General features: G+C 73.3%; 21 protein-coding genes. 9 read left to right on the top strand and 12 right to left on the bottom strand.

Annotation, left to right across the window (positions count from 1 at the left end):
* Nucleotides 1–67: 67 nt before the first annotated feature.
* Both AC07FY_RS15020 and AC07FY_RS15015 read right to left on the bottom strand, forming a co-directional pair.
* Nucleotides 68–790 carry a zf-HC2 domain-containing protein gene (locus AC07FY_RS15020; RefSeq protein WP_479005647.1) on the bottom strand — a complete coding sequence of 241 codons (723 nt, stop codon included), beginning with the start codon at nt 788–790 and terminating at the stop codon, nt 68–70.
* Nucleotides 787–1401, bottom strand: coding sequence for a sigma-70 family RNA polymerase sigma factor (locus AC07FY_RS15015; RefSeq protein ID WP_479005644.1), 615 nt, complete (start codon nt 1399–1401; stop codon nt 787–789). The genes AC07FY_RS15020 and AC07FY_RS15015 overlap by 4 nt, the downstream gene beginning before the upstream one ends.
* Before the next feature lie 200 nt (nt 1402–1601).
* Here AC07FY_RS15015 and AC07FY_RS15010 point away from each other — a divergent pair, with 200 nt between their 5' ends.
* From AC07FY_RS15010 to AC07FY_RS15000, 3 genes are all read left to right on the top strand, one after another.
* Entirely contained in the window at nt 1602–2423 is an 822-nt protein-coding gene (locus AC07FY_RS15010; protein WP_479005642.1) for a DUF1838 family protein, read from the top strand.
* 382 nt (nt 2424–2805) lie between these two features.
* Nucleotides 2806–4557: a S8 family peptidase gene (locus AC07FY_RS15005; RefSeq protein WP_479006326.1), complete on the top strand. Its 1752-nt coding sequence runs from the start codon at nt 2806–2808 to the stop codon at nt 4555–4557.
* Between the two features lie 225 nt (nt 4558–4782).
* Complete coding sequence (locus AC07FY_RS15000; RefSeq protein WP_479005639.1) at nt 4783–7560, top strand: helix-turn-helix transcriptional regulator; 2778 nt, start codon at nt 4783–4785, stop codon at nt 7558–7560.
* A 46-nt stretch (nt 7561–7606) separates the two neighbouring features.
* Here AC07FY_RS15000 and AC07FY_RS14995 read toward each other — a convergent pair whose 3' ends face one another.
* The 3 genes from AC07FY_RS14995 to AC07FY_RS14985 all read right to left on the bottom strand — a co-directional run bounded on the left by AC07FY_RS14995 (nt 7607) and on the right by AC07FY_RS14985 (nt 9461).
* Nucleotides 7607–8530, bottom strand: coding sequence for a glycoside hydrolase family 19 protein (locus AC07FY_RS14995; protein WP_479005636.1), 924 nt, complete (start codon nt 8528–8530; stop codon nt 7607–7609).
* Between the two features lie 150 nt (nt 8531–8680).
* Nucleotides 8681–9076: a rodlin gene (locus AC07FY_RS14990; RefSeq protein ID WP_479005634.1), complete on the bottom strand. Its 396-nt coding sequence runs from the start codon at nt 9074–9076 to the stop codon at nt 8681–8683.
* A 193-nt stretch (nt 9077–9269) separates the two neighbouring features.
* A complete protein-coding gene (locus AC07FY_RS14985) occupies nt 9270–9461 on the bottom strand; it encodes a DUF5302 domain-containing protein (RefSeq protein ID WP_479005631.1) in 192 nt (63 codons plus the stop codon).
* 240 nt (nt 9462–9701) lie between these two features.
* Here AC07FY_RS14985 and AC07FY_RS14980 point away from each other — a divergent pair, with 240 nt between their 5' ends.
* Nucleotides 9702–11063, top strand: a complete 1362-nt coding sequence (locus tag AC07FY_RS14980) for an FAD-dependent oxidoreductase (RefSeq protein WP_479005628.1) — start codon at nt 9702–9704, stop codon at nt 11061–11063.
* Nucleotides 11064–11263: 200 nt separating this feature from the next.
* Nucleotides 11264–11926, top strand: a complete 663-nt coding sequence (locus AC07FY_RS14975; protein WP_479005625.1) for an NADPH-dependent F420 reductase — start codon at nt 11264–11266, stop codon at nt 11924–11926.
* Between the two features lie 27 nt (nt 11927–11953).
* Here AC07FY_RS14975 and AC07FY_RS14970 read toward each other — a convergent pair whose 3' ends face one another.
* The 3 genes from AC07FY_RS14970 to AC07FY_RS14960 all read right to left on the bottom strand — a co-directional run bounded on the left by AC07FY_RS14970 (nt 11954) and on the right by AC07FY_RS14960 (nt 14391).
* Nucleotides 11954–12160 (bottom strand): cold-shock protein, encoded by a 207-nt coding sequence (locus tag AC07FY_RS14970; protein ID WP_479005622.1) that lies wholly within the window; start codon nt 12158–12160, stop codon nt 11954–11956.
* 90 nt (nt 12161–12250) lie between these two features.
* Nucleotides 12251–12760, bottom strand: a complete 510-nt coding sequence (locus AC07FY_RS14965) for a mycothiol transferase (RefSeq protein ID WP_479005619.1) — start codon at nt 12758–12760, stop codon at nt 12251–12253.
* A 50-nt stretch (nt 12761–12810) separates the two neighbouring features.
* Nucleotides 12811–14391, bottom strand: coding sequence for an MFS transporter (locus tag AC07FY_RS14960; RefSeq protein ID WP_479005617.1), 1581 nt, complete (start codon nt 14389–14391; stop codon nt 12811–12813).
* A gap of 146 nt (nt 14392–14537) precedes the next feature.
* On the opposite strand from AC07FY_RS14960, the gene AC07FY_RS14955 reads away from it, so the two are divergent.
* The 3 genes from AC07FY_RS14955 to AC07FY_RS14945 are packed head-to-tail and all read left to right on the top strand — an operon-like array spanning nt 14538 to nt 15965.
* Nucleotides 14538–14990, top strand: a complete 453-nt coding sequence (locus AC07FY_RS14955) for a MarR family winged helix-turn-helix transcriptional regulator (protein WP_479005614.1) — start codon at nt 14538–14540, stop codon at nt 14988–14990.
* A gap of 16 nt (nt 14991–15006) precedes the next feature.
* The gene (locus tag AC07FY_RS14950) at nt 15007–15378 is read left to right on the top strand and encodes a DUF4180 domain-containing protein (RefSeq protein ID WP_479005613.1); all 372 of its coding nucleotides are present in this window, start codon (nt 15007–15009) and stop codon (nt 15376–15378) included.
* 26 nt (nt 15379–15404) lie between these two features.
* Nucleotides 15405–15965, top strand: a complete 561-nt coding sequence (locus AC07FY_RS14945; protein WP_479005610.1) for a HutD/Ves family protein — start codon at nt 15405–15407, stop codon at nt 15963–15965.
* Between the two features lie 159 nt (nt 15966–16124).
* Here AC07FY_RS14945 and AC07FY_RS14940 read toward each other — a convergent pair whose 3' ends face one another.
* Nucleotides 16125–17513 (bottom strand): acyltransferase family protein, encoded by a 1389-nt coding sequence (locus tag AC07FY_RS14940; protein ID WP_479005607.1) that lies wholly within the window; start codon nt 17511–17513, stop codon nt 16125–16127.
* A gap of 181 nt (nt 17514–17694) precedes the next feature.
* Nucleotides 17695–19560, bottom strand: coding sequence for a galactose oxidase-like domain-containing protein (locus AC07FY_RS14935; protein ID WP_479005605.1), 1866 nt, complete (start codon nt 19558–19560; stop codon nt 17695–17697).
* Between the two features lie 201 nt (nt 19561–19761).
* On the opposite strand from AC07FY_RS14935, the gene AC07FY_RS14930 reads away from it, so the two are divergent.
* Nucleotides 19762–20418, top strand: coding sequence for a DUF4360 domain-containing protein (locus AC07FY_RS14930; protein ID WP_479005602.1), 657 nt, complete (start codon nt 19762–19764; stop codon nt 20416–20418).
* Between the two features lie 71 nt (nt 20419–20489).
* On the opposite strand, the gene AC07FY_RS14925 is transcribed toward AC07FY_RS14930, so the two are convergent.
* The gene (locus tag AC07FY_RS14925) at nt 20490–21548 is read right to left on the bottom strand and encodes a LacI family DNA-binding transcriptional regulator (RefSeq protein WP_479005599.1); all 1059 of its coding nucleotides are present in this window, start codon (nt 21546–21548) and stop codon (nt 20490–20492) included.
* A gap of 240 nt (nt 21549–21788) precedes the next feature.
* A complete protein-coding gene (locus AC07FY_RS14920) occupies nt 21789–23225 on the bottom strand; it encodes a glycoside hydrolase family 16 protein (protein ID WP_479005596.1) in 1437 nt (478 codons plus the stop codon).
* Between the last annotated feature and the right edge of the window lie 218 nt (nt 23226–23443).

Raw genomic sequence — 23443 nt, 5'->3', positions numbered from 1 at the left:
GAACCGCAATATGGCGATCAGTCCGGGTTGGCGGGTGGTTCGGGCCCCGGCGGCCGGGGCCGCCGGGTCACACCGGTACGGACACGAACGTCCTGCCCGCCTCGTTCTCCACCAGGACCGCCGTCACCTCCGCCGGGTCCACGGCGGCCGAGCCGTCCAGCGACGCGCCCTTGCCCTCGCCGCTCTGCCGCCCGACCACCCAGCCGCCCGCGATGGTGCGCGTGCCGTCCGCGGCGACCACGACGAGCCGGCACCGCTCGCCGGGTGGCACCCCGGTGACCGCCGCGTGCACCCGTACCCACTGGCCGGCGGGGGTCATCCGCACGGTCATCCGCGCGCCGGTGCCCGGATCCGTCGCCGAGGCGAGCGTGGTCCCGGGCGGGGGCGGCGAGGGGACCGTCGACACCGTCGGGGAGGGCCGGGGCAGCGCGACCGCCCCCCGATCACCGCCGCCCAGCTGCGCACCGGCCCAGAACACGGTGGCCAGGGCCGCCGCCGCGGCCAGTCCCGCGATTGCCGCCCGCCGGCGCCGCTGACCGGCCCGTTCGCCCCGCATCTGGCGCAGGGTGCGCTGGAGCAGCAGGTCGCCGCCCTGCGGCGGTCCGTCGAGGAACGCCTCCTCGGGCACCTCGCCCAGCGCCGCCTCGATGTCGCGCAAGGCGGTCACCTCCTCCCGGCACCGCACACACCCCATGACGTGTTCCTCGACCCGGTGGACCTCCGCGCCGTCCAGGACGCCGAGCACGTAGGGGCCGAGCAGCTCCTCCTCCATGTGCCGCTGCCGGTTCATGCCACCACCTCACGCAGTCCGCCGGGCTGCCGGGGCGGCCTGCCCGGCCGTTCGCCTCGTCCGGAAGATGCGCCGCCCCCGCCGGCGTCGTCGCGGAAGACGTCGCGCAGCGCCTTGAGCGCGTAGTGCGACCGCGATTTGACGGTACCCGCCGGGATGCCGAGCCGGTCGGCGGCCTCGGCGACGCTGAGCTGGCGGTAGTACAGCTCCCGCAGGACGTCCCGGTGTTCCGGCGAGAGCCGGTCGAGCGCCCCGAGCACGGTCATCGTGTCCACGACGGAATCGGCGTGGTCCTCCTCCACCGGGGGAGCGGCCGCGACCCCGGACACCTCCGGGGGCCGTGCGGCCCTGGCCCGGTAGCGGTCGGTGATGATGTTGCGGGCGACCGTGAGCAGCCAGCCGCGCACCGAGCCCTTCCCGTTGACCAGCACCTCGCAGTGCCGCCAGGCGCGGATCAGGGTCTCCTGGACGACGTCCTCGGCGGCGGCCCGGTCCCCGGTCAGCCGGGTGGCGTACGCGAGCAGGGCATGGCCGTGCTCCTCGTAGACCGACCGGATCAGTGCCTCATCGGTCGAGCCCCGCCGAGTGCGGGGCCACAGTGGTCCGGCCATCTCACCCTCTCCGTCTTCCTGGCTTACCGGTGCGGTCGGAACACGCCGGCAGCGCCGGGCCGGTTCACGTGACGTGCGTCACTGCGCGGTCCGCGCAGAGGTGGAGGTCCGCACCGCGTCGGCCACCGGCGGCGCGTCGGCCGCCGCGTGGCCGGGGACCCGCTTGCCGGTCCGGGTGGCGACCGCGCAGAGTACGGCCCATGACAGCGGAGACGATGACGCCCGCCGAGCGCTTGCGCGCCCTCGCCCGCACGCGGGCCTCACTCGACGGCGCCGAGGTGGCCTTCTGGTGGACGGGCGACGTCCACGCCTGGGGTCCGGGCGAGCCGTACCGGCGGCTCTTCGGTTTCGAGGGCGTCAACGTCGCGCGGCTCGTGGAGGACGAGGAGACGGGCGGCTTCCGGCTGCTGTCCAGGGAAGCCGCCTTCTACCTGGACCCGCAGACCGGGGAGATCCTGCGGACCTGGCAGGGCCGGCCCGTGGTGCACGTGTGGAACGACCCGGCCAACCAGAGGCTGCGGCCCTACCCGGTCCCCGTGACCGAGTTGGGCGACCAGGTCTGCTTCAGCCTGGAGATCCCGCTGGCCTACCCCTCCCCGCTGCCCGTCGCCCAGTACCCGGCCCACTCGGCCGACGACACCTACCGGGCCCTGGAGCTCTTCCAGTTCTTCGCGCCCGCCACCGTGCTGACCACCGAGGCGCCGAGCGTCCCCGCCACGATGGCGTGGACCCGGATGTCACCCTGGCTGCCCTGGATGGAACAGGGGCAGCGCCCCGGCGGGCTCACCTTCCACTGCCGCGGCCGCAAACTCGGCTCCTACGCCGAGGTCCCCGAGCGCACCCGCGCCCACATCGCCGCCCAGCACCCTGAATTCGCCCGGGCCCCGGACACGTGGACCGAACCGAACGAGACCAGCTGGACGTACTACCGCAAGCTGTTCCCGCCGCGCGAGACGCCGGACGACACGGCGGACGACACGGCGGACGACACGGCGGACGACGCGGGCGGGCCCGCCTCCTGAGGACCGGCTCGCGGTCGCGGCGCGGGGGCCGGCAGGGGGTCGACAAGGGTTTTCCCCGTATCGAGTTCATTCCGGCGTTGCCTACTGTCTGCCCATCGGTGATCTGCCCCTGACCCGACGGCCCACACGCCAACCCCACATGGCATGATGCCGTCCCACCAGGGGGAATCTCCGGTACCGCCGTTGTCCCGCCCCACCGTCGAGGCGGGGGCAACGTGGCGCGCGGCGGCGGCCGGGGCGAGTTCGACCAGCTCGCTCCGGTCCCGCGGCCGCCGGCCACCTCCCACACTGCACCGACCGGCCGCTCCGGCCTGCCCGGAATCGGCCCGCGAAAGGGAACTTCGTGCACGCATCGAGACGCAGGCTCATATCCGTGGTGGCGATGTCCGTCACCCTGCTCGCCGGCTCCGCCACCGCCTCCGTGGCCGTCGCCGCCGACGTCCCGGCCGCGTCGGCCGCCGCGGCCGCCGCCACCACCCCGGTCGAGAACCTCATCGTCGGATACAAGACCTCCGCCTCCGAGGCCAGTTCCAACACCGCCGCCGCCGACGACGCCGCGGCCAAGGGCAAGAAGGCCGGCAAGAAGGCCAAGTTCGACCGCCGTCTCGGCACCGGAGCGGCCCTGGTCAACCTCGGCTCGGCCACCGCGCCCGCCGACGCCGCCAAGGTGATGGACCAGTTCCGCGCCGACCCGGACGTCGCCTACGTCGAGGTCGACGCCCGCGCCTACGCGATGGCCACCCCGAACGACACCGAGTACACCAAGCAGTGGGACCTCTTCGAGCCCACCGCCGGCATGAACGTCCCCGCCGCCTGGGACAAGACCACCGGCGCCGGCGTGACCGTGGCCGTGATCGACACCGGTTACGTCGCCCACTCGGACATCGCCCCGAACGTGGTCGCCGGCTACGACTTCATCAGCAACGCCACGTACGCCCGCGACGGCGGCGGCCGTGACGCCAACGCCGCCGACGAGGGCGACTGGAACGCCACCGACAACGAGTGCGGAGTGGGCTCCAAGGCCGGCGGCTCCTCCTGGCACGGCACCCACGTGGCGGGCACCATCGCCGCGGCCACCAACAACACCAAGGGCATCGCGGGCATCGCCTACGGCGCCAAAATCCAGCCCGTGCGGGTGCTCGGCAAGTGCGGCGGCACGACCGCCGACATCGCCGACGCCATCACCTGGGCCTCCGGCGGCACCGTCGCCGGCGTCCCGGCGAACGCCACCCCCGCCAAGGTCATCAACATGAGCCTCGGCGGCTCCGGCGCCTGCAGCGCCACCTACCAGAACGCCATCAACGGCGCCGTCGGCCGCGGCTCGACCGTCGTGGTCGCCGCCGGCAACAGCAACAGCGACGCGGCCGGCTTCACGCCCGCCAGCTGCAACAACGTGATCAACGTGGCCGCCAGCAACCGCACCGGCGACCGCTCCTTCTACTCCAACTACGGCGCGAGCATCGACGTCGCCGCCCCCGGCGGTGAGACCCGCCGCGGCACCGACACCCCCGGCACCGTCACCACCCCCGAGAACGGCATCCTCTCGACGCTGAACGCGGGCACCACCACCCCCGGCGCCGAGAACTACAAGCCCTACCAGGGCACCAGCATGGCCGCCCCGCACGTCGCCGGCCTGGCCGCGCTCGCCAAGGCCGCCAAGCCCTCGCTGACCCCGGCCCAGATCGAGGCCGCGATCAAGAACAACACCCGCCCGCTGGCGGGCGTCTGCTCCGGCGGCTGCGGCACCGGCCTCGCCGACGCGGCCGCGACGATCAACGCCGTGACCACCACGCCCGTCGGCCTGGAGAACGGCACGGACTACACCATCGGTGACAACGCCACCGTGGAGAGCCCGATCACCGTCACCGGCAAGACCGGCAACGCCCCGGCCACGCTCAAGGTGGCCGTGAACATCGTGCACAGCTACATCGGTGACCTGAAGGTCGACCTGATCGCCCCCGACGGCACCGCCTACACCCTGCACAACCGGACCGGCGCGGGCACGGACAACATCAACCAGACCTACACCGTCAACGCCTCCTCCGAGGTCGCGAACGGCACCTGGAAGCTGCGCGTCAACGACAACGCCGGCGGCGACACCGGCAAGATCGACTTCTGGAGCCTGACCTTCTGATCAGCTCCGGATCCGGCCGCCAACCCGGCCTGACGGGCCGATAGTACGGACCAAGCACCACGCCGCGGACCCGCCGATACCCACGTATCGGCGGGTCCGCGGGCTTTTCCGGTCGGCGGCCTGATTTCTGCGTCACAATCCGTGTCCACCCGGCATCCGACCTCGTATTGTCGCGTCTCACAGGAATGGCACAGGAACTGGGGACCGAGAGGCTGGTGGCTGTGCGTGGTGGCGGCGACGGGGAACGCTGACACGAGCGTCGGACAGGACGAACTGGTCGAAGCGGTCGGCCGGGCGCTGCACTCGCACGGCCGCGCCCTGCTCACCGGCCCCGCGGGCGCGGGCAAGACCGAGGTGGTGCGCGCTGTCGCGGCCGCCGCCGAAGCCCGCGGCGAGACGGTGCTGCGCCTCGCCCCCGAGGCCGCCGACCAGTGGATACCCGAAGCCTCCGCGGCGGCCCTCCTGGCCACCGTGCCCGCCGCCGCCCTCGAACGGCTCTCCGGGCCCCAGCGCACCGCCATCGCCCTCCTGCGCCGCGAGACCGACGCCCCCCGCGCCGGCCGCGACCACGTCGCGCTGCGCCTCGCCGTCCTGGAGGTCCTGCGTACGCTCGCCGCCCGCCACCCGGTGCTCCTCGTCCTCGACAACGCCCAGTGGCTCGACGCCGAGAGCACCGACCTGCTCCGCTTCGCCCTGCGCCTGACCCCGCCCCTGGTCCGCGTCCTGGTCGCCGAATGCGTCCAGGGCGGTTCACCGGTCGGTGAATCCCTCTGCGGCGCCGGCGTCCCCGCCCTCCGGGTGCCCCCGCTGGGCGCCGACGAGATCGCCGAACTCCTGGTCCGCCACGGCCTGCCCGCCCGCCTCGCCGGCCGCATCCACCAGGCCAGCGGCGGAAACCCCCGCCTCGCCCTCGCCCTCGGCCACTCCCTCGCCGAGGCCGCCGGGGCCCGCGACGGCAGCGCCCACCACGCCGACACCCTGCCCGTCTCCGGACAGGCCCGCGAAGTGGCCCGCCGACTCCTCGCCGAGGCCCCCGCCCGGGCCCGGCGCACCCTGCTGCTCGCCGCGCTCGCCGCGCGCCCCACCACCGCCCTGCTGCGCCGGGCCGGGCGCCCCGACGCCGAGGCCGAGCTGGCCGAAGCGGAACGGGCCGCTTTGGTCAGGGTGGGAGAGGACGGCAGCGTGGAGTTCACCGCCGGGGCCCTGCCCACCGCGCTCGCGGCCGACGCGGGCTGGCCCGAGCGCTCCGCCGGGCACGCCGCGCTGGCCGAGGCCGTCGACGACCCCGTCCAGGCCGTACGCCACCGCGCGCTGGCCGTGGACACCCCCGACCAGCGGCTCGCCGAGGAGATCACCGAGGCCGCCGCCGTCTGCCGCCGCCGCGGCCAGCGGGCCCTCGCCGCCGAGCTGGGCCTGCTCGCCGCCGAGCGCACGCCCTCCCACCTGCCCGGGGAGGAACTGGCCCGGCTCGTCAACGCCGCCGAGGACGCCGGCTGGGCCGGCCGCGCCGACCTCGCGCGCCGCGCCACCAGGGCGGTCCTGGCCCGTGACGCCTCGCCCGCCAGCCGGGTCCGGGCCCGGCTGGCCGTCATCGACGCCGCCGGGCAGGCCCTGGGCGCCCTCGACGAGACCTTCGCCTGCGCCATGGCCGACGCCGCCGGGGACCCCTCCCTGGAGGCCGCCGTCCAGCTGCGCATCGCCTGGAAGCACAACCTCAGCGACGGCGACCCGGTCCGCTCCCGCGACGCCGCCGCGCGGGCCGGCGCCCTCGCCGCACTCGGCGGCGACCAGGTCGCCGAGGCCATGGCGCTGACCGTGCGGGCCCGCATGGGCCGCATCCTCGGGGACCCGGGAGCCGAGACCATCCTGGCCGAGGCCCTCGCCCTGCCCGCCCCCGAGGTGCCGCTCGGCATGCGCAACGCACCCCAGTACCTCGCCGTACGGCACGCGCTGTTCGACGACCGGCTGGACGACGCCCGCAAGCAGTTGATGGTCCTGCTGCCCGCCGTCCAGGCCACCGGCTCCGCGGAGGACGTCTTCGAGGTCCTGCGCAGCCTCACCGAAGTGGAACTGCGCAGCGGCCGCTGCACGGCGGCCTCCGCGCGGGCCCGCCAGGCCCTGGAGCTGACGATAGAGGCGGGTCTCTCGCCCGGTCCCGCCTGGTACGTCGCCGCGATGGCCGAGGCGAGCGGCGGCAGCTTCGCCCGGGCCGCCGGATACGCCCGGCGGGGCATCCAGGCCTCGCACGAGGAGCACGACCAGGTCTTCCTCTCCCGCAGCCTGCACGCTCTCGGCCTGGTCGAACTGGCCACCGGGGACGCGTCGAAGGCCGTGGCCACCCTGCGCCGGGTCGCCGAGCTCGAAGCCGCCCAGAAGGTGGTGGACCCCTCGATCCTGCGCTGGCACGGGGAACTGGCCGAGGCGCTGGTCGCCGCCGACGCGACCGAGGAGGCCGCCCGGCTGCTCGACTCCGTACGCCCCGTGGCCCGCGGCCTCGGCCGCACCGGAGTCGTCGCCGGACTCGACCGGGCCCGCGGGCTGTGCCTGTCCGCACAGGGCGAGGCGGACGCCGCCGTCGCGCTCCTCGAGGCCACCGCGCAGCGGTTCGACACCCTGCGGCTGCCGTTGGAGCGCGGCCGCACCCTGCTCGCGCTGGCCCGCGTGGAGCGCCGCCGCCGGCGGCGCGCACCCGCCCGTGTCGCACTGCTCGCGGCGGCCGAGGTGTTCGAGCGGGCCGGAGCCACTCCGTGGTCCGAACTCGCGCGGGAGCCGGCCGCGGAGGGCGGCCGTACGGAGACGGCGGCCGCCGCGCTGACCGAGGCCGAGACCCGCCTCGCGCTGCTCGTCAGCCAGGGGGCCAGCAACCAGGAGGCCGCGGCCAAGCTGTTCCTCAGCGTCAAGACGGTGGAGGCGCGGTTGACCCGCATCTACCAGAAGCTCGACGTCCGCTCCAGGGCCCAGCTCGCCACCGCACTGGCCGGCGCCCCGCGCCCTCCGCACTAGAAAGAGTGGCGCGGGGGCGCGGGGCGTGCGGCGCGGCGGGAGCCGGTCAGCAGCTCAGGTTGCCGCCCGGGGTGACGCCGAGCAGCTGGGTGAAGCTCTGGTACTTGGAGATCCGGCTCTGGACCTGGGCGGGGTTGCCGCCGTTGCACTCCAGCGCGCCGTTGATGGAGCGGATGGTCTCGCCGAAGCCCGCTCCGTTCACCATGGCCGCGTGGGCGGTCATCGTGCCGGGGCCGTTCTGGGTGTTCCAGTACCACAGGGCGGTCTTCATGGCGATCGCCGGGTCGCGTTCGACGAGGTACGGGTCGCCGAGGAGGTTGATGCCGAGGGCGTCGCCGGCTGCCTTGTAGTTGAAGTTCCAGCTCAGTTGGATGGGGCCGCGCCCGTAGTAGGCGGCCTGGCCGGCCGGGCAGCCGTACGGCTGGCTCGCGTCGCAGTAGTGGGGGTAGTTGGCCTGGTTCTGCTCGACGATGTGGACCAGTCCGCCGGTCTCGTGCGAGACGTTCGCGAGGAAGGCGGCCGCCTCGCGCCGCTTGACCGTGTCGTCGCCGGTCTGCGCGAAGCCGGGGTAGGCCGAGAGGGCCGCGACCAGGCCGTTGTAGGTGTAGAAGGGGTTGCGGTTCGGGAACATCTGGTTGAACTGGGCCTCGGACACCACGAATCCGGACGGATTGCCCGGATCCGGCTCCTGGCCGCCGCCACCGCCGCAGGCGCCCTGGTCGGCCCAGACGCCCCACTGGCCGGTGGTCCCCGGCGTCTCGCCCTGAGTCCACCACTTCGCCTGCCAGTTGCGCCCGTTGTGGGAGGCGCTCGCGCCGCCGGTGTAGACGGCGGAAGAAGTCCAGGCGGTGGCGCACGGGGCCGCCGCGGCGGCGGGGGAGGTGGGGAGGAGGAGGGCGAGACCGAGACCTGCCGTGGCGGTCGCGGCGGCGGCCAGGGTGAGGGCACGGCGACGAAGCGCACGTATCACGTAACTGCTCCTTCAGTGGGGGGAGTTGCCGTGGAGGCGGCAGCAGTGTGCCCACTGAACCGAAATGGTCTGAACCTGTCAAGGTCTAGACCAAACGAAAACGCGCCGGCGTGGCATGCCACGCCGGCGCGGAACCGGAGGGAGAGAAGGTCAGCTGCCGGCGGAGAGGTTGCCGGAGAGGACCGGGATGTTGTCCACGAGGTGGGAGAGCGACTCGTCGCCCTTCGCCTGGGTGGAGTTCTCGGCGCACTGCTGGTTCATCGGGTTCGACAGGACGTTGATGTCCTGGACGCCGACGTTGACCAGGGCGAGGATCGACTGGGCGTTGACCTTGGCCGGCAGTCCGATGCAGAGCTTGTTGGCGGTGCCCTGGACCAGGCTCGCCTGCGGGCTCAGCGCACCCCGGGTCTCCTGGTTGCCGTAGATCTGCGCCTCGCCGTTGCCGTTGACGGTGTTGACGCCGTTGTCGTTGCCGATGGCCATCGCCGGGGTGGCGACGGCGGCGCCCGCTCCCAGGACGGAGGCGGTGACCGCGGCGGTGGTCATGAACTTCTTGAACGTGGGGGATCCTCCGGTCGCACGGTCGCATGAGATGGTCGCCCTCGGCGGGACGGGCTGATCAACTGCTTTCGGCGCCCCGGGTTATCCCCACTCACCCGGGTGGCCCAACGGCGACGGGGACGGCGCGGCCCGGTCCCGCCGCCCGTGACGGCGAGACTGAGCTCCTCGCGTGCGAGGGTCAGCCGGTCTTGCGGCGGACCTTCTTGTTCTTGCCGCCGGGGCCGCTGCTGACGCCCTGGACCTTCGCGCGGGACTGGTGCGCCTGCTGGGAGTGGGCGTTCGCGGCGTTGCGCTCCAGCGCCTCCCGGAACTTGCGCTTGGCCTCCTCGGCCGGCGATTCGTCCTGCGGGGTCTCTGCTTCGTCTGCCATGTGTCCTCCTGGGGTGATCAAGCGGATCCAGTCTGTCAGGTGCCGTCCGCGCTGACCAGCGGGTTCCGGGAGGAAGCGGAGCCGCCGCCCTGGGATGGACCCAAGGGTTCCTTGGGGAAGCCATAAGCTGTGCTGATGGGGGCATAAGGCGATACCGGGTGCTGGGTTAGGATTGCCTTAGTTTAGGGTTCCCTTGATCACGCGTGATCCACGCGCCGTCGTTCGAAGGGAACCCCTGTCATGCCTCGACCTCTGCGGGTAGCAATCGTCGGTGCCGGCCCCGCCGGGATCTATGCCGCCGACGCGCTCCTGAAGTCCGAGGCCGCGGCGCAGCCGGGTGTGTCCATAGACCTGTTCGAGCGGATGCCCGCCCCCTTCGGTCTGATCCGCTACGGGGTGGCCCCCGACCACCCGCGCATCAAGGGCATCATCACCGCCCTGCACCAGGTGCTCGACAAGCCGCAGGTCCGCCTCTTCGGGAACGTCGACTACCCGAACGACATCAGCCTGGACGAGCTGCACTCCTTCTACGACGCAGTGATCTTCTCCACTGGCGCGACCGCGGACCGCGCCCTGACCATCCCCGGGGTCGACCTCGACGGTTCCTACGGCGCCGCCGACTTCGTCTCCTGGTACGACGGCCACCCCGACGTCCCGCGCACTTGGCCGCTGGAGGCCGAGAAGGTGGCCGTACTCGGTGTCGGCAACGTCGCGCTCGACGTCGCGCGGATCCTCGCCAAGACGGCCGACGAACTGCTGCCGACCGAGATCCCGCCGAACGTCTACGACGGCCTCAAGGCGAACAAGGCCCTCGAGGTGCACGTCTTCGGCCGCCGCGGCCCGGCGCAGGCGAAGTTCAGCCCCATGGAACTGCGCGAGCTGGACCACTCGCCCACCATCGAGGTCATCGTTAACCCCGAGGACATCGACTACGACGAGGGCTCGATCGCGACCCGCCGGGCCAACAAGCAGGCCGACATGGTCGCCAAGACCCTGGAGAACTGGGCCATCCGCGACATCGGCGACCGCCCGCACAAGCTGTTCCTGCACTTCTTCGAGTCGCCCACCGAGGTGCTCGGTGAGGACGGCAAGGTGGTCGGCCTGCGCACCGAGCGCACCGAGCTCGACGGCACCGGCAACGTCAAGGGCACCGGACGGTTCACCGACTGGGACGTCCAGTCCGTCTACCGCGCCGTCGGCTACCTCTCCGACGAGCTGCCCAAGCTCCCGTGGGACGTGGAGTCGGGCACCGTCCCGGACGAGGGCGGCCGGGTCATGGAGGCCGGCGGCCACCTGCCGTCCACGTACGTGACGGGGTGGATCCGACGGGGTCCGGTCGGCCTGATCGGCCACACCAAGGGCGACGCCAACGAGACCGTCGCCAACCTGCTGGCCGACCACGCGGGCGGCCGCCTGCTCACCCCGGCCGCGCCCGCGCCGGAGGCCGTCGAGGCATTCCTCGCCGAGCGCGCCGTCCGCTACACCACGTGGGAGGGCTGGCACCGGCTGGACGCCGCCGAGAAGGCGCTCGGCGAGCCGCAGGGCCGCGAGCGCGTGAAGATCGTCGAGCGCGACGAGATGCTCGAGGCCAGCGGAGCCTGAGGCCGTGCCGGGGCCCCGGTGACTTCCGGCGGCCGCCTCCCCGGCGCACGGCGGAGGAGGGCCGGGGACCCGATGGCGGGCCCCCGGCCCTCCGGCTCGCCCTCACCCGTCCGCGGAACCGGTCGCCGCGGCGGAATGCCGCGGCGCCGTGAGGAGTTCGTCACCAGTGCGAGACCTGATCCCCACGCACTGGAGAGCTCATGAAGATCGGCATCATCGGCGCGGGAAACATCGGCGGCAACCTCACCCGCCGCCTGACGGCCCTCGGACACGACGTGTCCGTGGCGAACTCGCGCGGACCGCAGAGCCTGAAGGACCTCGCCGAGGAGACCGGCGCCACCCCCGTCACCGTCACCGAAGCGGCCCGCGGCGCCGAAGTCGTCGTGGTCAGCATCCCCTTCGGAAAGGTGCCCGACCTGCCCTCCGGCCTGTTCGACGGGGCCGCCGAGGGCTTCGCCGTGATCGACACCGGCAACTACTATCCCCGGCAGCGCGACGGCCGGATCGCCGGTGTCGAGGACGAGGGCCTGACCGAGAGCCGCTGGACCGAGCGGCAGCTCGGCCACCCCGTGGTCAAGGCGTTCAACGGCACCTTCGCGCAGGACATCCTCGACCGGCACCGCCCGGCGGGCCACCCCGAGCGGATCGCGCTGCCCGTCGCGGGCGACGACGAGGCGGCGAAGAGGACCGTGCGCGCCCTCATCGACCAGCTCGGTTTCGACACCGTCGACGCGGGCGGCCTCGACGACTCCTGGCGCCAGCAGCCGGACACCCCCGTCTACGGGCTCCGCGAAGGCGTCGGGGGAGTCACCAGGGCGCTCGCCGAAGCATCGCCGGAGCGCACGCCCGCCTTCCGGGGGTGACGGGCCGAGGCGATCGGGCGAGGGGCGTCAGGGTCTGACGTGGCGGGCCGACATCCGGCCCCGACCCAGCTCGATGGTGAAGGTGACCTGCTGCTCTTCGGTCAGGACCTGCGGATCGTGCTCTATGTCCTGCCGCTCGACGAAGACGGGCTCCGTCTCGCCGAGCGGGAGGATGAAGCCGTACCCGCGCTCGCGGTTGTACGACTGGACGAACCCTTTGACGCGCGGTTCCATCGTGCACCTCCCGTGCCACGAGGCTGCCGCACCCGCCGGGGTACCGCCTTGCGGGCGACTCCGATCGGGTGAGCCCCCTGGCTCACCGGGTCAGCGCCGCTCCAGCAGGCCCCGTACGAAGGCGGCCTGGCCGGCGTGCTGCAGGTCGTCCGCCAGCACGCTGACCAGGCGCACGCCCAGGGTGACCGGCGGGTCCCAGCGCTCGTCCACCACCCGGTCGAGGTCGGCCGCGCCGAGCCCCCGGACGAAGCGGACGCTCTGCTCGTGGACCGCGTCGAAGTACCCGAGCAGCAGCTCGGCGGAGTGGGCCTCGACCGATCCGGCCTGCCGGGCGGTGTGACCGTAGCCGGTCGACCCCACCGGCAGGGACAGGGCGAACCGGGCCGCCCAGCCGCCGGCCTGCCAGACCTGCTCCAGGCCGGCGGCCTGCGCCACGTGGTCGTCCTGGATCCGGGTGAGGTGCCAGACGAGCCAGGTGATCGAGTTGGCCGCCGGATCGACGCGGGCGTTGAGCCGGTCCGCCGGGAGGTCCTCGACGGTCTCGTGCACGATCTCCCGGATGCGTCCGAAGCCGTCGGCGATGACGTCCGTAGCCTTCATGCACCCACCATGCAAGGCACGACGGGCCGCCGGGGCCGGCGACACGCGCCTCAGACGGCGGCTTCCGCCTTCTCGTTCCGCTGCACGTCCTGCCGACCCGGGTCGGCAGCGGCCGCGACTGAGGCGACGGGCGCGGTCACGGCCCCGGTCGGGGTCACGGCCGGGGCCGGGGTCGCCGTCGCGGGCGGGGTCACCGTCGTCCGTCCGCCGCGCAGGCCGAACCGGCTGATCACGGCCACCAGCGCGAAGGCGGCGGCCCCGATGCCGAAGGTGAGGGTGAAGGCGGACTCGGCGGGCAGTGCCGGTGCACCCGGGGGCAGGTGGTCGAGGGTCAGCGAGGCCAGGATCGTGGTCACGACGGCGCTGCCGATCGCGCTGCCCGTGGAGCGGGAGATCGAGTTGATGCCGTTGGCGATACCGCTCTGGTGGTGCGGGACGCTGGCCATGATGACGGCCGGCATGGCCGCGTAGCCGAAGCTGACGGCCGCACCCACGACGAGCCCGGCGCCGATCACCGAGGCCGTGTGCTGGTGGTCCAGGGCGAGCCAGCCGAAGCCGACTGCGCCGAGCGCGGCGGCCAGGCCCAGGGCGGCGCGCGGTCCGCGGTGGTGGACGAGCCGGCCGCCGACGGGCGAGGCGAGCAGCGACACGATCGCGCCGGGCAGCAGGAACTGCACGGAGGCGCGCAGGATCGAGGCGTCGAAGCCGTAGCCGGCGAGGGCCTCGGGCATCTGGACGAGGTAGGAGACGCCCAGGAAGTTCGCGAACATGCCGAAGCCGACGAGGATGCCGGCGAGGTTGGCCATGAGCACCGGGCGGTGGACGAACATCCGCATGTCGACGAGCGGCTCGTCGACCTTTCGCTCGACCAGGACCCACACGGCCGTCATGACGGCCGCACCCGCGAAACCGCCGAGCGTACGCGCGGAGCCCCACCCCCATTCGTGGCCCTGGGAGATCGGCAGCAGGAGCAGCAGCAGGGCGGCGCCGAGGGTCAGGGCGCCCAGGAAGTCGGTGCGGCCGCCGGTCTTGTGGCGGGTCGCGGGGACCAGCAGGAGCACGGCGAGCAGGGCGAGGACCGCGAAGCCGGTCGCCATCCAGAAGGCGTTGCGGTAGTCGGCGTCGGCACCCGAGGTGAGCAGCCCGGTCGCGACGAGCGCCAGGCCGCTGCCGAACGCGAGCGTGCCGCTGACCAGGGCCATCGCGCCGGGCAGTTTCTGCGGCCGGACCTCCTCGCGCAGGACGGAGAGGGCCAGCGGGAAGATCGCGGTGGCTGCCCCCTGGAGCACCCGGCCCAGGATCAGCAGCGGCAGCGAGGTCGCGAGCGCGGCGATGACAGAACCGGCGACCATGACGCCGAGCACGGCCACCAGGGTCGGCTTCTTGCCGTGCTGGTCGCCGAAGCGGCCCAGCAGCGGGGTGAAGACGGCCGCCGACAGCAGGGTGGCGGTGGTCACCCAGCTCACGCCGGCGGTGGAGGTGCCGAGGTCGGTGCGGATCAGGCCGAGGATCGGGACCGGCAGGGTCTGCATCATCGACACGACCATGGCGGCGAGGCTCAGGGCGAAGACGATGACCGTCTCGTTCCGGCGCTCGGCGGCCGGTGCGGCGGCGGGGGAGGGGGTGCTCATGGCTGGCAAGGACCTTCTTCGGGCTTCAGAGCTTCAGGACGCGGATGTTTGACTTCATCAAGTAACTCGGTCGACCGTAGACGGGGATAGTTAAGGTGGTCAAGTAAACAATTGATAATGTCAACCATTCCGGGTAGGCTCGAGTCATGTCCGGTAAGAGCGCAACCGCTCCGCACGCAGCCCCCGCCAAGCTCCAGCTGCTGGAGCTGCTCGCCGCCATCGGCACGGCCCAGTGGCGCGACTTCGCGGCGGCCGCCGCCCACCACGGCCTGACGTCCACGCAGGCCAGGGTGCTCGCCCAACTCGACGGCCCGGTGCCGATGCGCGGCCTCGCCAAGCTGCTGGTCTGCGACGCCTCGAACGTGACGGGCATCGTCGACCGACTGGAGGCCCGCGGGCTGGTGCGCCGCGAACCGGCCCCCGCCGACCGCCGGGTCAAGAACGTCATCGCCACGGATGCCGGGCGCGAGGTGATCCGCCGCGTCCGCGAGGAGATGCAGGCGACCCACGGGGCCCTCGACACCCTCGACGAGGCCGAGAGCGCCACGCTCTACGCGCTGTTGGAGCGCCTGCGCCCCACCCTGGAGAAGGACGCCTGACGTAGCCTCGACCCCCATGAGCAGCCTGCAGACGATCAACGACGTGTCCGTGCTGGTGTGCGAGGCCGAAGGGGAGGTCATCGCCGGTGAACGCGAGGCCCTCGACTGCATCGGCGACGCCGGCTACCAGGGCGCCCGGTGGGTCGTCATACCCGCCGAGCGCCTCGACGAGGCGTTCTTCCGGCTGAGCACCCGCGTGGCCGGCGAGATCATCCAGAAGTTCGTCCAGTACCGCGTCGGGATCGTCGTCCTCGGCGACATCTCCCGCCACACGCAGAGCAGTGCGGCACTGCGCGACTTCGTCCGCGAGTGCAACCGCGGGACGCAGACCTGGTTCCTCGCGGATGAGGCGGAGCTGCGCGAGCGGCTCGCCGGGCCTGCGGCGTGAGCGGGGGCCCGGGCGGAACCGGGGCCATGCGCGTGCTGCGGGCGGCCGACCGCACAGCCACCCCCTGGAAGAACGGCGGCGGAGTCACCCGCGAGATCGCCGCACGCCCCGAGGGCGCCGGAGGCGGGGACTTCGTCTGGCGGGTGAGCCTCGCCGAGGTCGCCGCCGACGGACCGTTCTCCGCCTTCCCCGGCGTCGACCGCACCCTCACCCTGGCCGAAGGGGCGGGCATGGACCTCACCGTGGCGGGCACGCCCCGCCTGGTGGACGAACGGTTCGCGCCCCAGGACTTCGCCGGGGACGAACCGACGCACTGCCGGCTCCTCGACGGCCCGGTGGTGAACTTCAACGTGATGTACCGCCGGGGTGCCGCACCGGCGGACACCGCCGTCGTACGGGGCCGCCTCCGCCTCGGCGCCCCCGCGGGGGAGACCCTGCTGGTCGTCGCCCTGACGGGCCGGGCGACGCTCGACGCTCCCGGGAGCCCGTCCGTCGACCTGGCCCCCCACGACGCGGTCCTCGCCGAGGGCCCGTGCGCCGGCCTGCTCCGGACTTCCGGCCGCGCCGCGGTGGTGCGGTTCGGCTAGGCCCTGTCCTCAAAGCCCCGGCTGGCCCGCGGCGCCCGGCGCCGCACCTCGCCGCGTTGTCGGGGCGCCCGAGTACGTCCAGTACGCGGGCGCCCCTGCGCCGTGCGATGCACGGCACCGGACGCCGCGGGCCCGACCGGCGCACTTCGACGACAGGACCTACGGCCGTGACCGGGGCGGGCCGGACAGGGCGCCGACGGCCTCGGAGGGAGCACCCTCGGCGCGGCCGGCCTCGGTGGGAGCCGCCGCGGCGGGCGCCGGGCGGGCGGCGGAGGGCCACCGGCGGTCCGCCGCCTTCTGCACCCGCCGGCCCAGCCGCTGCATCGGCATCTCGACCAGCCGGTACATCAGGTGGCTGACGGCCAGCACCACCCCGAGGAAGACGGCCGTCCAGGCGATCCGGCCGAGCACCGAGGACGGCTGCGGCGGAATGCCCAGCAGCGGCTCGACGGTGCGCAGCAGCGGGATGTGCAGCAGGTACACCGAGAAGCTGATCGCGCCGAGCCAGGTCAGCGCCTTCGGGAAGCGGCGTCCGCGCAGGAGGAAGCCGACGCCGAAGAACGCCCACGCGGCGAGGTAGGCGATCGACCAGGCCCTCCAGCCCGCGGACCACGTCCGCTCCAGCGCCTCGCCGTGGTTGTACAGCCAACCGACGAGCACGCCGGCGGCGACGACGAAACCGCAGGTGAGCAGCGCCGGCACCCGGGCGAGCTGCCCGTGCTGAGCCCGGTAGACGACCGTGCCCGCGAACATGGTCGCGAAGATCATCCAGGTCTCGAAGGCAGGGGCCCGGCTGTTGAGCGTGATCAGGAACAGGCCCACTCCGGCCAGCAGCAGGGCGCCCGCTCCGGTCGGCACGCGGCGGCCGCTGAGCACACCGGCGAGGCCCGCGAGCACGAGCGGCGTCACGATCAGCAGGAGCCGGCGGGTCGAGCCGAGCTCCGCGCTGACGAGCTGGGTGCCGACGGCCGTGCCGACCGCCAGGGCCGTACCGGCCAGCGCCACCGCGATCGGCGCGCTGTGCCGGTGCAGGCCACGGGTGAACAGGGCGGTGACCAGGAAGTAGAAGACCATCTCGTAGCAGAGCGTCCAGGTGACGTTCATGCCGTTGATGACACCGAGCAGGTCCTGGAGCATCATGCCGTTCGCCACCAGCGAGGCCAGGTCGTCCCCGGTGCGCAGCAGCGCCACGGAGCCGTCCCCGGCCGGCAGCATCAGGATCGACAGGACGAAGGCGGCGATCAGGGCCGGGTAGATCCGGAAGATCCGGCCGATCCAGAAGCCGCGCACGTCGCCCCTGCGCTCCAGGGAAGCCGGGATGATGTAGCCGCTGACGATGAAGAACAGCATGACGCCGAACAGCCCCATGTCGAAGTTCCGCCAGACCGCGCCCCCGAAGGGCAGCATCCTCAGCACGTCGAAGTGGTGCATCGCCACGACCAGGGCGGCGATGCCGCGGAGCGCGTCGAGCCAGCCGAGCCGGGCACCGGATGCGGTGGCCGGCGCCGTGGACGTACGCCGGACGACGGGTGGGGGTATGAGCTTCACCGCAGGCACGATAGCGGACGCCCCGGCGGGCCGACGTCCCGCTCGGACCGGCCCCCGCGCCGCGCGGCCGGGCGGCGCTCGTCACCGGCAGCCCGGCGGGGAACCGGCCACCGCCCGCGGCGAACCGGCCACCGCCCGCGACGTGCCGTCCGTCGCGCGCACCGGCTCCCCGCCGGGACGGTCAACGCAACCCCAGCTTCACCCACTTCGCCGTGCTGGGGACGCCCTTCGCGTCGAGCAGGAACAGCATGTAGTAGCCGGGGGGCGCGTCGGCGGCCGTCGGCGGGGTCCGCAGCCCGATCGTCGTGCCCCGTACGCCGGTGAGCCGCAGCTCCAGATGGCGCTGGCTGGTGTTCACCGAGTGGGTGACGGTCGTCGGCGCCAGCAGCACGGCCCGCGCCACGTCCTTCGGCGTCGAACTGGAGACCTCGAAGACCGTGTCGTGGCCGAGCTCGCCCACCGGGGCCCGGTCCAGGGCGGGCCGGGGGCCCCGGTGCAGGTATGCGGGCTCGTAGAGCTCGATGCTGCCGTCCATTCCGTCCCGCATGTCCGGATCGTTGGCGATCTGCTGGAGCTCGTCCCCGGTGACCAGCATCCGCCCGTCGGGCAGGATCAGGGCGTTGGAGTGGTAACCGCGCGGCAGCCGCTGGGCCGGGCCGAGCCGCCAGTGGCCGCGGGCGTCGCGCAGCTCGATCTGCCGGTACTTCAGGTCGGCCCTCGGATTGAAGGGCCCGTTTCCGTAGTCCCGGGTGTCCAGCGCCCCGTTGACCGTCAGCAGGGAGCCGTCGGGCAGGATCAGGGTGTTGTCCTGCGTACGCCCGAAGGCGCGCGGCTCCTCGGTGGTCCACCGGCCGCCCGACAGCCGGTAGGTGTGCGGGTCGCGCGGGTCGCCGCCGAGCACCAGGACGGAGTCCGGCCCCCGGAACCCCGCCGGCAGCGGGACTGCGGAGCCGTAGCCGCGGAAGTCGGCGGGTCGCCGGGGCAGGTCGCTGCGCACGTCCTTCACCGGGTCGAACAGCCACTGCTGGTCGGCGTCCCGGCCCAGCCCGTAGACCATCCCGTCCCGCAGCGAGAACAGGTGCGGGTAGTCGTTGCGGAAGGGCGCGTCGGAGCGCAGTCGCTGCGAGGCGAGGCCCACCGGGATGTCGAAGGCCCGCCGGGGCACGGGGTGGCGCAGCGCGGGGAAGCGCTCCACCACCGGGGTGGGGGTGCCCGTCCCCCGCTCGGACTGGCCGGACATGATGATCTGCCGGCCGTCCGCGCCCGTGACGACCGAGGGGTACCAGCGGCCCACGGACATGTCCCGGTTGCGGAACCAGGTCTCGGTCCACGGGTCGAACACGAAGGACAGCTTCGCGCCGCTGCCGCCCTTGCCGCCCACGTTGCCGCCGAAGACGCCGACCATGCCGTTGGGGAGGAAGGCGTGCCCGGCGCAGAAGAAGGGGGCCGGGCGCGGGGCGTAGGTGCCGTCGGGCATCAGCACCACGGGGGGCGCGACCTTCTTGAAGGCGCGCGGGCCGGTCCCCCTGGCCGGATCCCACAGGTAGGCGCGGCCCGCGTTGGTCCGGCCGACGGTGTTGGTCGGCCCGGTCTCCTTGGTGGGGTCCTCCTCCGTGCGCTCGAAGGAGAAGAGCAGCACCTTGCCCGTGGGCAGCTGGGCCACGTGGACGCCGAAGTCGGGGGAGGGGAAGAACTCGGTGAACCGGCCGAACCGGGCTGCCGGGAAATCCGCGTTGAGCTGCGTCTGGGAGGCGCGGAGCCCGGACAGGCTCGCCGTGCGCTTGGTCTGCGGATAGCCCGCGGTGCCCTCGGCCGCCTCGCGCAGGCGGGCGTGCGCCCGGGCGTGGTCCGCACCGATCACCGACGCCTCGGCCGCCTCCGCCTCGGCCTGCGCGGCCGACTCACCCCGCCCGACGGGCCCGGCGGATGCGGCGGATGCGGCGGATCCGGCCGGCCCGGGCCGGGGAGCCGGGGACATCGCCGTGAGGGCCAAGGCGGAGGCGATCACCCAGGCGGACACGGCGGTGGAGCGGTGCGCGCGGGACATGGGGCTCCTCGGAATATCGGTCGATTCACCGGATATTAGGAGGAGCGGGCCTTATCGGGGCGGTGTGACGCGACCCGGAGCCGTTCGGCTCAGCGATGCCGCCCGAAGAACCGTTTCTGCGGTGAACCGCTGCGGCCGGCAAGGTGAGACCGTGCACCCGTCGGCCGTCCGCGACCGCCGCCGAGGGCTATCCATGTCGATGTGATCAAGTCGCTCCGTACCGGATTCACCGCAGCAGCCGTGACCGCAGCTCTCGTCACGCTCAGCCCCTCGGCCGCGGCCGGGGGCCCCGCCTCCGCGCCCATCGACCAGGTGTCCGTCGATGTCGCCACCGTCAACGGGACGGGCTGCCGCCCAGGCAGCGCAACCGTCGCCGTGGCGCCGGACAACTCGGCGTTCACCGTCACCTACAGCGAGTACGTGGCCCAGGCCGGCGGCGGCGTCCCCGCCGTCGAGGGCCGCAAGAACTGTCTGCTCTCCCTCGTCGTCCACGTTCCGCAGGGCTACACCTACGCCGTGGCCCAGGTCGACTACCGCGGCTTCGGCAGCCTCCAACCGGGCGCCGTCGGCACCCAGAAGGCGAGCTACTACTTCCAGGGCATGAGCCAGACCGTCCAGCGCACCCACCGGTTCAACGGCGCGTGGGACGACAACTGGCAGGCCACCGACACCACGGGCATCGAGGCGCTGGTCTTCGCCCCCTGCGGCGAGAAGCGCAACTTCAACATCAACACTGAACTGCGCGCCGAAGTCGGCACCTCCGACCCGGCGCGGACCAGCTTCATGGCCCTCGACTCCACGGACGGCAGCATCAACAGCGTGTACCACTTCACCTGGAAGCAGTGCCCGGGACGCTGACGGGCCGTCGAACGGGTGCCGGGCCGCCGCACGGCGGACCCGGCACCCGCCGAGCAGGGCCCGCGCGAGGCTCAGGCCGACGCGCGGCGGACCAGCTCGGTGGACGTGATCACCGGGCGGGGCGTGCTCCGCTCGCCGCGGCCCCCGGCACCCAGCGTCTCCAGGAGCAGCCCCGCCATCAGGCGCCCCATCCCCTCGATGTCCTGACGTACGGTCGTCAGCGGCGGCTCGGCGCTCGCCGCCACGAGCTCGGCGTCGTCGAAACCGACCACCGACACGTCGCCCGGCACCGTGCGGCCGCGCTCGCGCAGCGTCCGCAGCGCGCCCGTCGCCATCAGGTCGTTGGCCGCGAACACGGCGTCGACGCCGGCCCGGCGGTCCAGCAGCTCGGCCATCGCCCGAGCGCCGCCCGCCACCGTGAAGTCCCCCTCCGCGACGAGCTCCGCGCCGGCACCCGGTAGCACGTCTCGGTAGCCGCTCAGACGGTCCACCGCCGAGGTCTGGTCGAGCGGGCCGGCGATGTGCGCGATCCGTTCCCGGCCCAGGGACAGCAGGTACCGTACGGCCTGGCGTGCCCCTTCCCGGTTGTCGGCATCGACGTACGCCACCGCGCCGTCGGCTCCGGCGGGTTCCCCGGGCCCGGCGGTCCAGCCCGGCCGGCCGCCGTAGACCGTGGGCATGCCGATGCGCCGGACGATCGCGGGCAGCGGATCGTCGGTGTGCAGCGAGAACGCGAGCGCTCCGTCGACGTGGCCGCCCGCCAGATAGCGCTCGATGCGGTCGTAGTCGGCGCGGTCCTCCACCAGCAGCAGCACCAACTGGGTGTCGTGCGCGGTGAGTTCCCGGCTGATGCCGCGCACCTGGCGGGAGAAGAAGGGGTCGGAGAATATCCGGATCTCCGGCTCCGGGATGATCACCGCCACCGCTCCGGTCCGCCGGGTGACCAGGGCCCGGGCCGCGGGGTTGGGCACGTAGCCCAGGTCCCGGATGGCCACGCGCACCTTCTCCACCAGGTGGGCGCGGACGCCGTCGCCGCCGTTGACGACGCGGGACGCGGTGGCCCGGGACACCCCCGCGCGCGCCGCGACCGCCTCCAGGGTGGGGCGGCCCCCGGGTCGCTCCTCCGGCACGGGCACTCCTCCTGCTTGACGTCGGGCGATGGCGTCGCCCGTGCAGCAGGGTAACCCGTGCGGCCGGCGGGCCCTTCGGCACGCCGGCCGCACGGGTGGTCGTCAGCCGGTGCCGAGACCGGTGACGGTTTGCTTCAGGCGCCGGCGTCGTTCGGCCTCCTGACGTTCTGCTGCCCGACGCCCCCGATGATCCGCCGAGGGAACGCGCCGGCCGTGGGCGCTCTCCTCGGCCCGGGCCGGTCAGTGGGCGAATTCGAACCAGTTGAGGTTCACGAAGTCGGCGCTCTGGCCGCTGGTGAAGGTCAGGTACACGTCGTGGGTGCCCGTGACCGCGCTGATGTTCGCCGGCACCGTCCGCCAGCTCTGCCAGCCGCCGGTGTTCGCCACGGAGAAGCTGCCGACCGGCGCGGCGGTCCGGCTGTCGAGCCGTACTTCGACGAGGCCGCTGACACCTCCGGCCGCACCGGAGGCGACGCGCCCGCGGAACTGCCGCGCCGCCGCCGTGCCGAAGTCGACGCCCTTGTACACGGCCCAGTCACCGTTGCCGAGAGCCGTGAGGTCCTGGCCGCCGCCGATGTCCGCGGTGGTCTCCTTCACCGTGCCGGCCTGGGCGTCGTACGACTCGGCCTGGAGCGGCGCGTAGGCGTCGCGACCCCCGGCCGGCGGGGTGGTCGGGGGAGTCGTGGGAGGTGTGGTCGGCGGCGTGGTGGGCGGGGTCGTGCCGCCGGTCGAGCGCAGGACGGACACGTAGTCCACGACCATGGGGTGGCCCGGCTCGGTCGCCGCGTCGGGGCCGCCGCCGAAGGCCGCCGGGAACTCGCCGCCCATCGCGACGTTCAGGATGATGAAGTAGCCGTGGTTCGTGGCGTTGGCCCAGGTCGCGGCGTCCACCTGGTCGGCGCGCACGGTGTGGAAGCCGATGCCGTCGACGGAGAAGCGCATCTGCTCGACCGCGGTCGACCGGTCCCATTCCACGGCGTAGGTGTGGAAGCCACCCTGGCAGCTGGTGCCGGGGCAGACGCGCTGCCCGCCGATGCCGGACTTCTCGTTGCAGGGGCCGCCCGGGCTGGTGCCGCAGTGCATGGTCGCCCAGACCTGGTTGATGCCCTGCACGTTCTCCAGGATGTCGAGCTCGCCGACGCCGGGCCAGTTCCACCAGTTGCCCCGGTACGGAGCGCCGAGCATCCAGAACGCCGGCCAGTACCCCTTGGCGGCGGGGCCCGTCACGTTCGGCATTTGGATGCGGGCCTCCGCGCGCATGACCCCGCCCGCGGGCGGCTGGAAGTCCGAGCGCCGGGTTTCCACCCGCCCGGAGGTCCAGTTGCCGGCCGCGTCCCGCCGCGGGGTGATGCGCAGGTTGCCGGCGCCGTCGAGGGACACGTTGGCGGGGTCGGCGGTCATCGTCTCGATCTCGCCGGTGCCGAACCGGTCGGGCCCGCCGGGATAGCCGGTGCCGGTGGTGTACTGCCAGTCGGCGGTGTTCACACCGGAGCCGGCGGGTCCGTCGAACTCGTCCAGGAAGACGCGGGACCAGCCCGCCGGGGTGGGCGGTGCCGTGGCGCCGGCGGGTACGACGACCGCCACCGACGCGGCCGCGACCAGCGCGACCGTACCGAGCGCGGCCAGGAGGGCCCGCCGGACGGCGGCCGGTTTCCTGCCGGATGTGTGCTGACGCATGAGTGCCCTCTCTGGAGCGCCGTGAGGCGCGTCGCGGGGGACGCCCGGGGGGAGCCGGGCGGAGGTCGCGGTGCGGACGGCGTCCGTTTGAGAGCGCTCTCAAGACGGCGCCGACCGACACTGTGCTCCGCGCCGCCGAGGGCGTCAAGACATCGCACCGCGAAAGGGCCCCGGGGGCCGCTGAGTTCATTCCTCGAACGCGTCGGCGCGGCGGAGGT

Source organism: Streptomyces sp. NPDC045967, from assembly GCF_056430495.1.
This window is presented reverse-complemented; position numbering and strand designations above follow the sequence as displayed.

Excerpts from the sequence above, each read along its gene's own strand:
- AC07FY_RS14970 (WP_479005622.1), bottom strand. The coding sequence starts at position 12,160 with ATGGAACCGCGCGTCAAAGGGTTCGTCCAGTCGTACAACCGCGAGCGC.
- AC07FY_RS14945 (WP_479005610.1), top strand. The coding sequence starts at position 15,405 with ATGCGCGTGCTGCGGGCGGCCGACCGCACAGCCACCCCCTGGAAGAAC.
- AC07FY_RS15010 (WP_479005642.1), top strand. The coding sequence starts at position 1,602 with ATGACAGCGGAGACGATGACGCCCGCCGAGCGCTTGCGCGCCCTCGCC.
- AC07FY_RS14955 (WP_479005614.1), top strand. The coding sequence starts at position 14,538 with ATGTCCGGTAAGAGCGCAACCGCTCCGCACGCAGCCCCCGCCAAGCTC.
- AC07FY_RS14920 (WP_479005596.1), bottom strand. The coding sequence starts at position 23,225 with ATGCGTCAGCACACATCCGGCAGGAAACCGGCCGCCGTCCGGCGGGCC.
- AC07FY_RS14965 (WP_479005619.1), bottom strand. The coding sequence starts at position 12,760 with ATGAAGGCTACGGACGTCATCGCCGACGGCTTCGGACGCATCCGGGAG.
- AC07FY_RS14975 (WP_479005625.1), top strand. The coding sequence starts at position 11,264 with ATGAAGATCGGCATCATCGGCGCGGGAAACATCGGCGGCAACCTCACC.
- AC07FY_RS14935 (WP_479005605.1), bottom strand. The coding sequence starts at position 19,560 with ATGTCCCGCGCGCACCGCTCCACCGCCGTGTCCGCCTGGGTGATCGCC.
- AC07FY_RS14950 (WP_479005613.1), top strand. The coding sequence starts at position 15,007 with ATGAGCAGCCTGCAGACGATCAACGACGTGTCCGTGCTGGTGTGCGAG.
- AC07FY_RS14960 (WP_479005617.1), bottom strand. The coding sequence starts at position 14,391 with ATGAGCACCCCCTCCCCCGCCGCCGCACCGGCCGCCGAGCGCCGGAAC.
- AC07FY_RS14990 (WP_479005634.1), bottom strand. The coding sequence starts at position 9,076 with ATGACCACCGCCGCGGTCACCGCCTCCGTCCTGGGAGCGGGCGCCGCC.
- AC07FY_RS14985 (WP_479005631.1), bottom strand. The coding sequence starts at position 9,461 with ATGGCAGACGAAGCAGAGACCCCGCAGGACGAATCGCCGGCCGAGGAG.
- AC07FY_RS14980 (WP_479005628.1), top strand. The coding sequence starts at position 9,702 with ATGCCTCGACCTCTGCGGGTAGCAATCGTCGGTGCCGGCCCCGCCGGG.
- AC07FY_RS15015 (WP_479005644.1), bottom strand. The coding sequence starts at position 1,401 with ATGGCCGGACCACTGTGGCCCCGCACTCGGCGGGGCTCGACCGATGAG.
- AC07FY_RS15020 (WP_479005647.1), bottom strand. The coding sequence starts at position 790 with ATGAACCGGCAGCGGCACATGGAGGAGGAGCTGCTCGGCCCCTACGTG.
- AC07FY_RS15005 (WP_479006326.1), top strand. The coding sequence starts at position 2,806 with ATGTCCGTCACCCTGCTCGCCGGCTCCGCCACCGCCTCCGTGGCCGTC.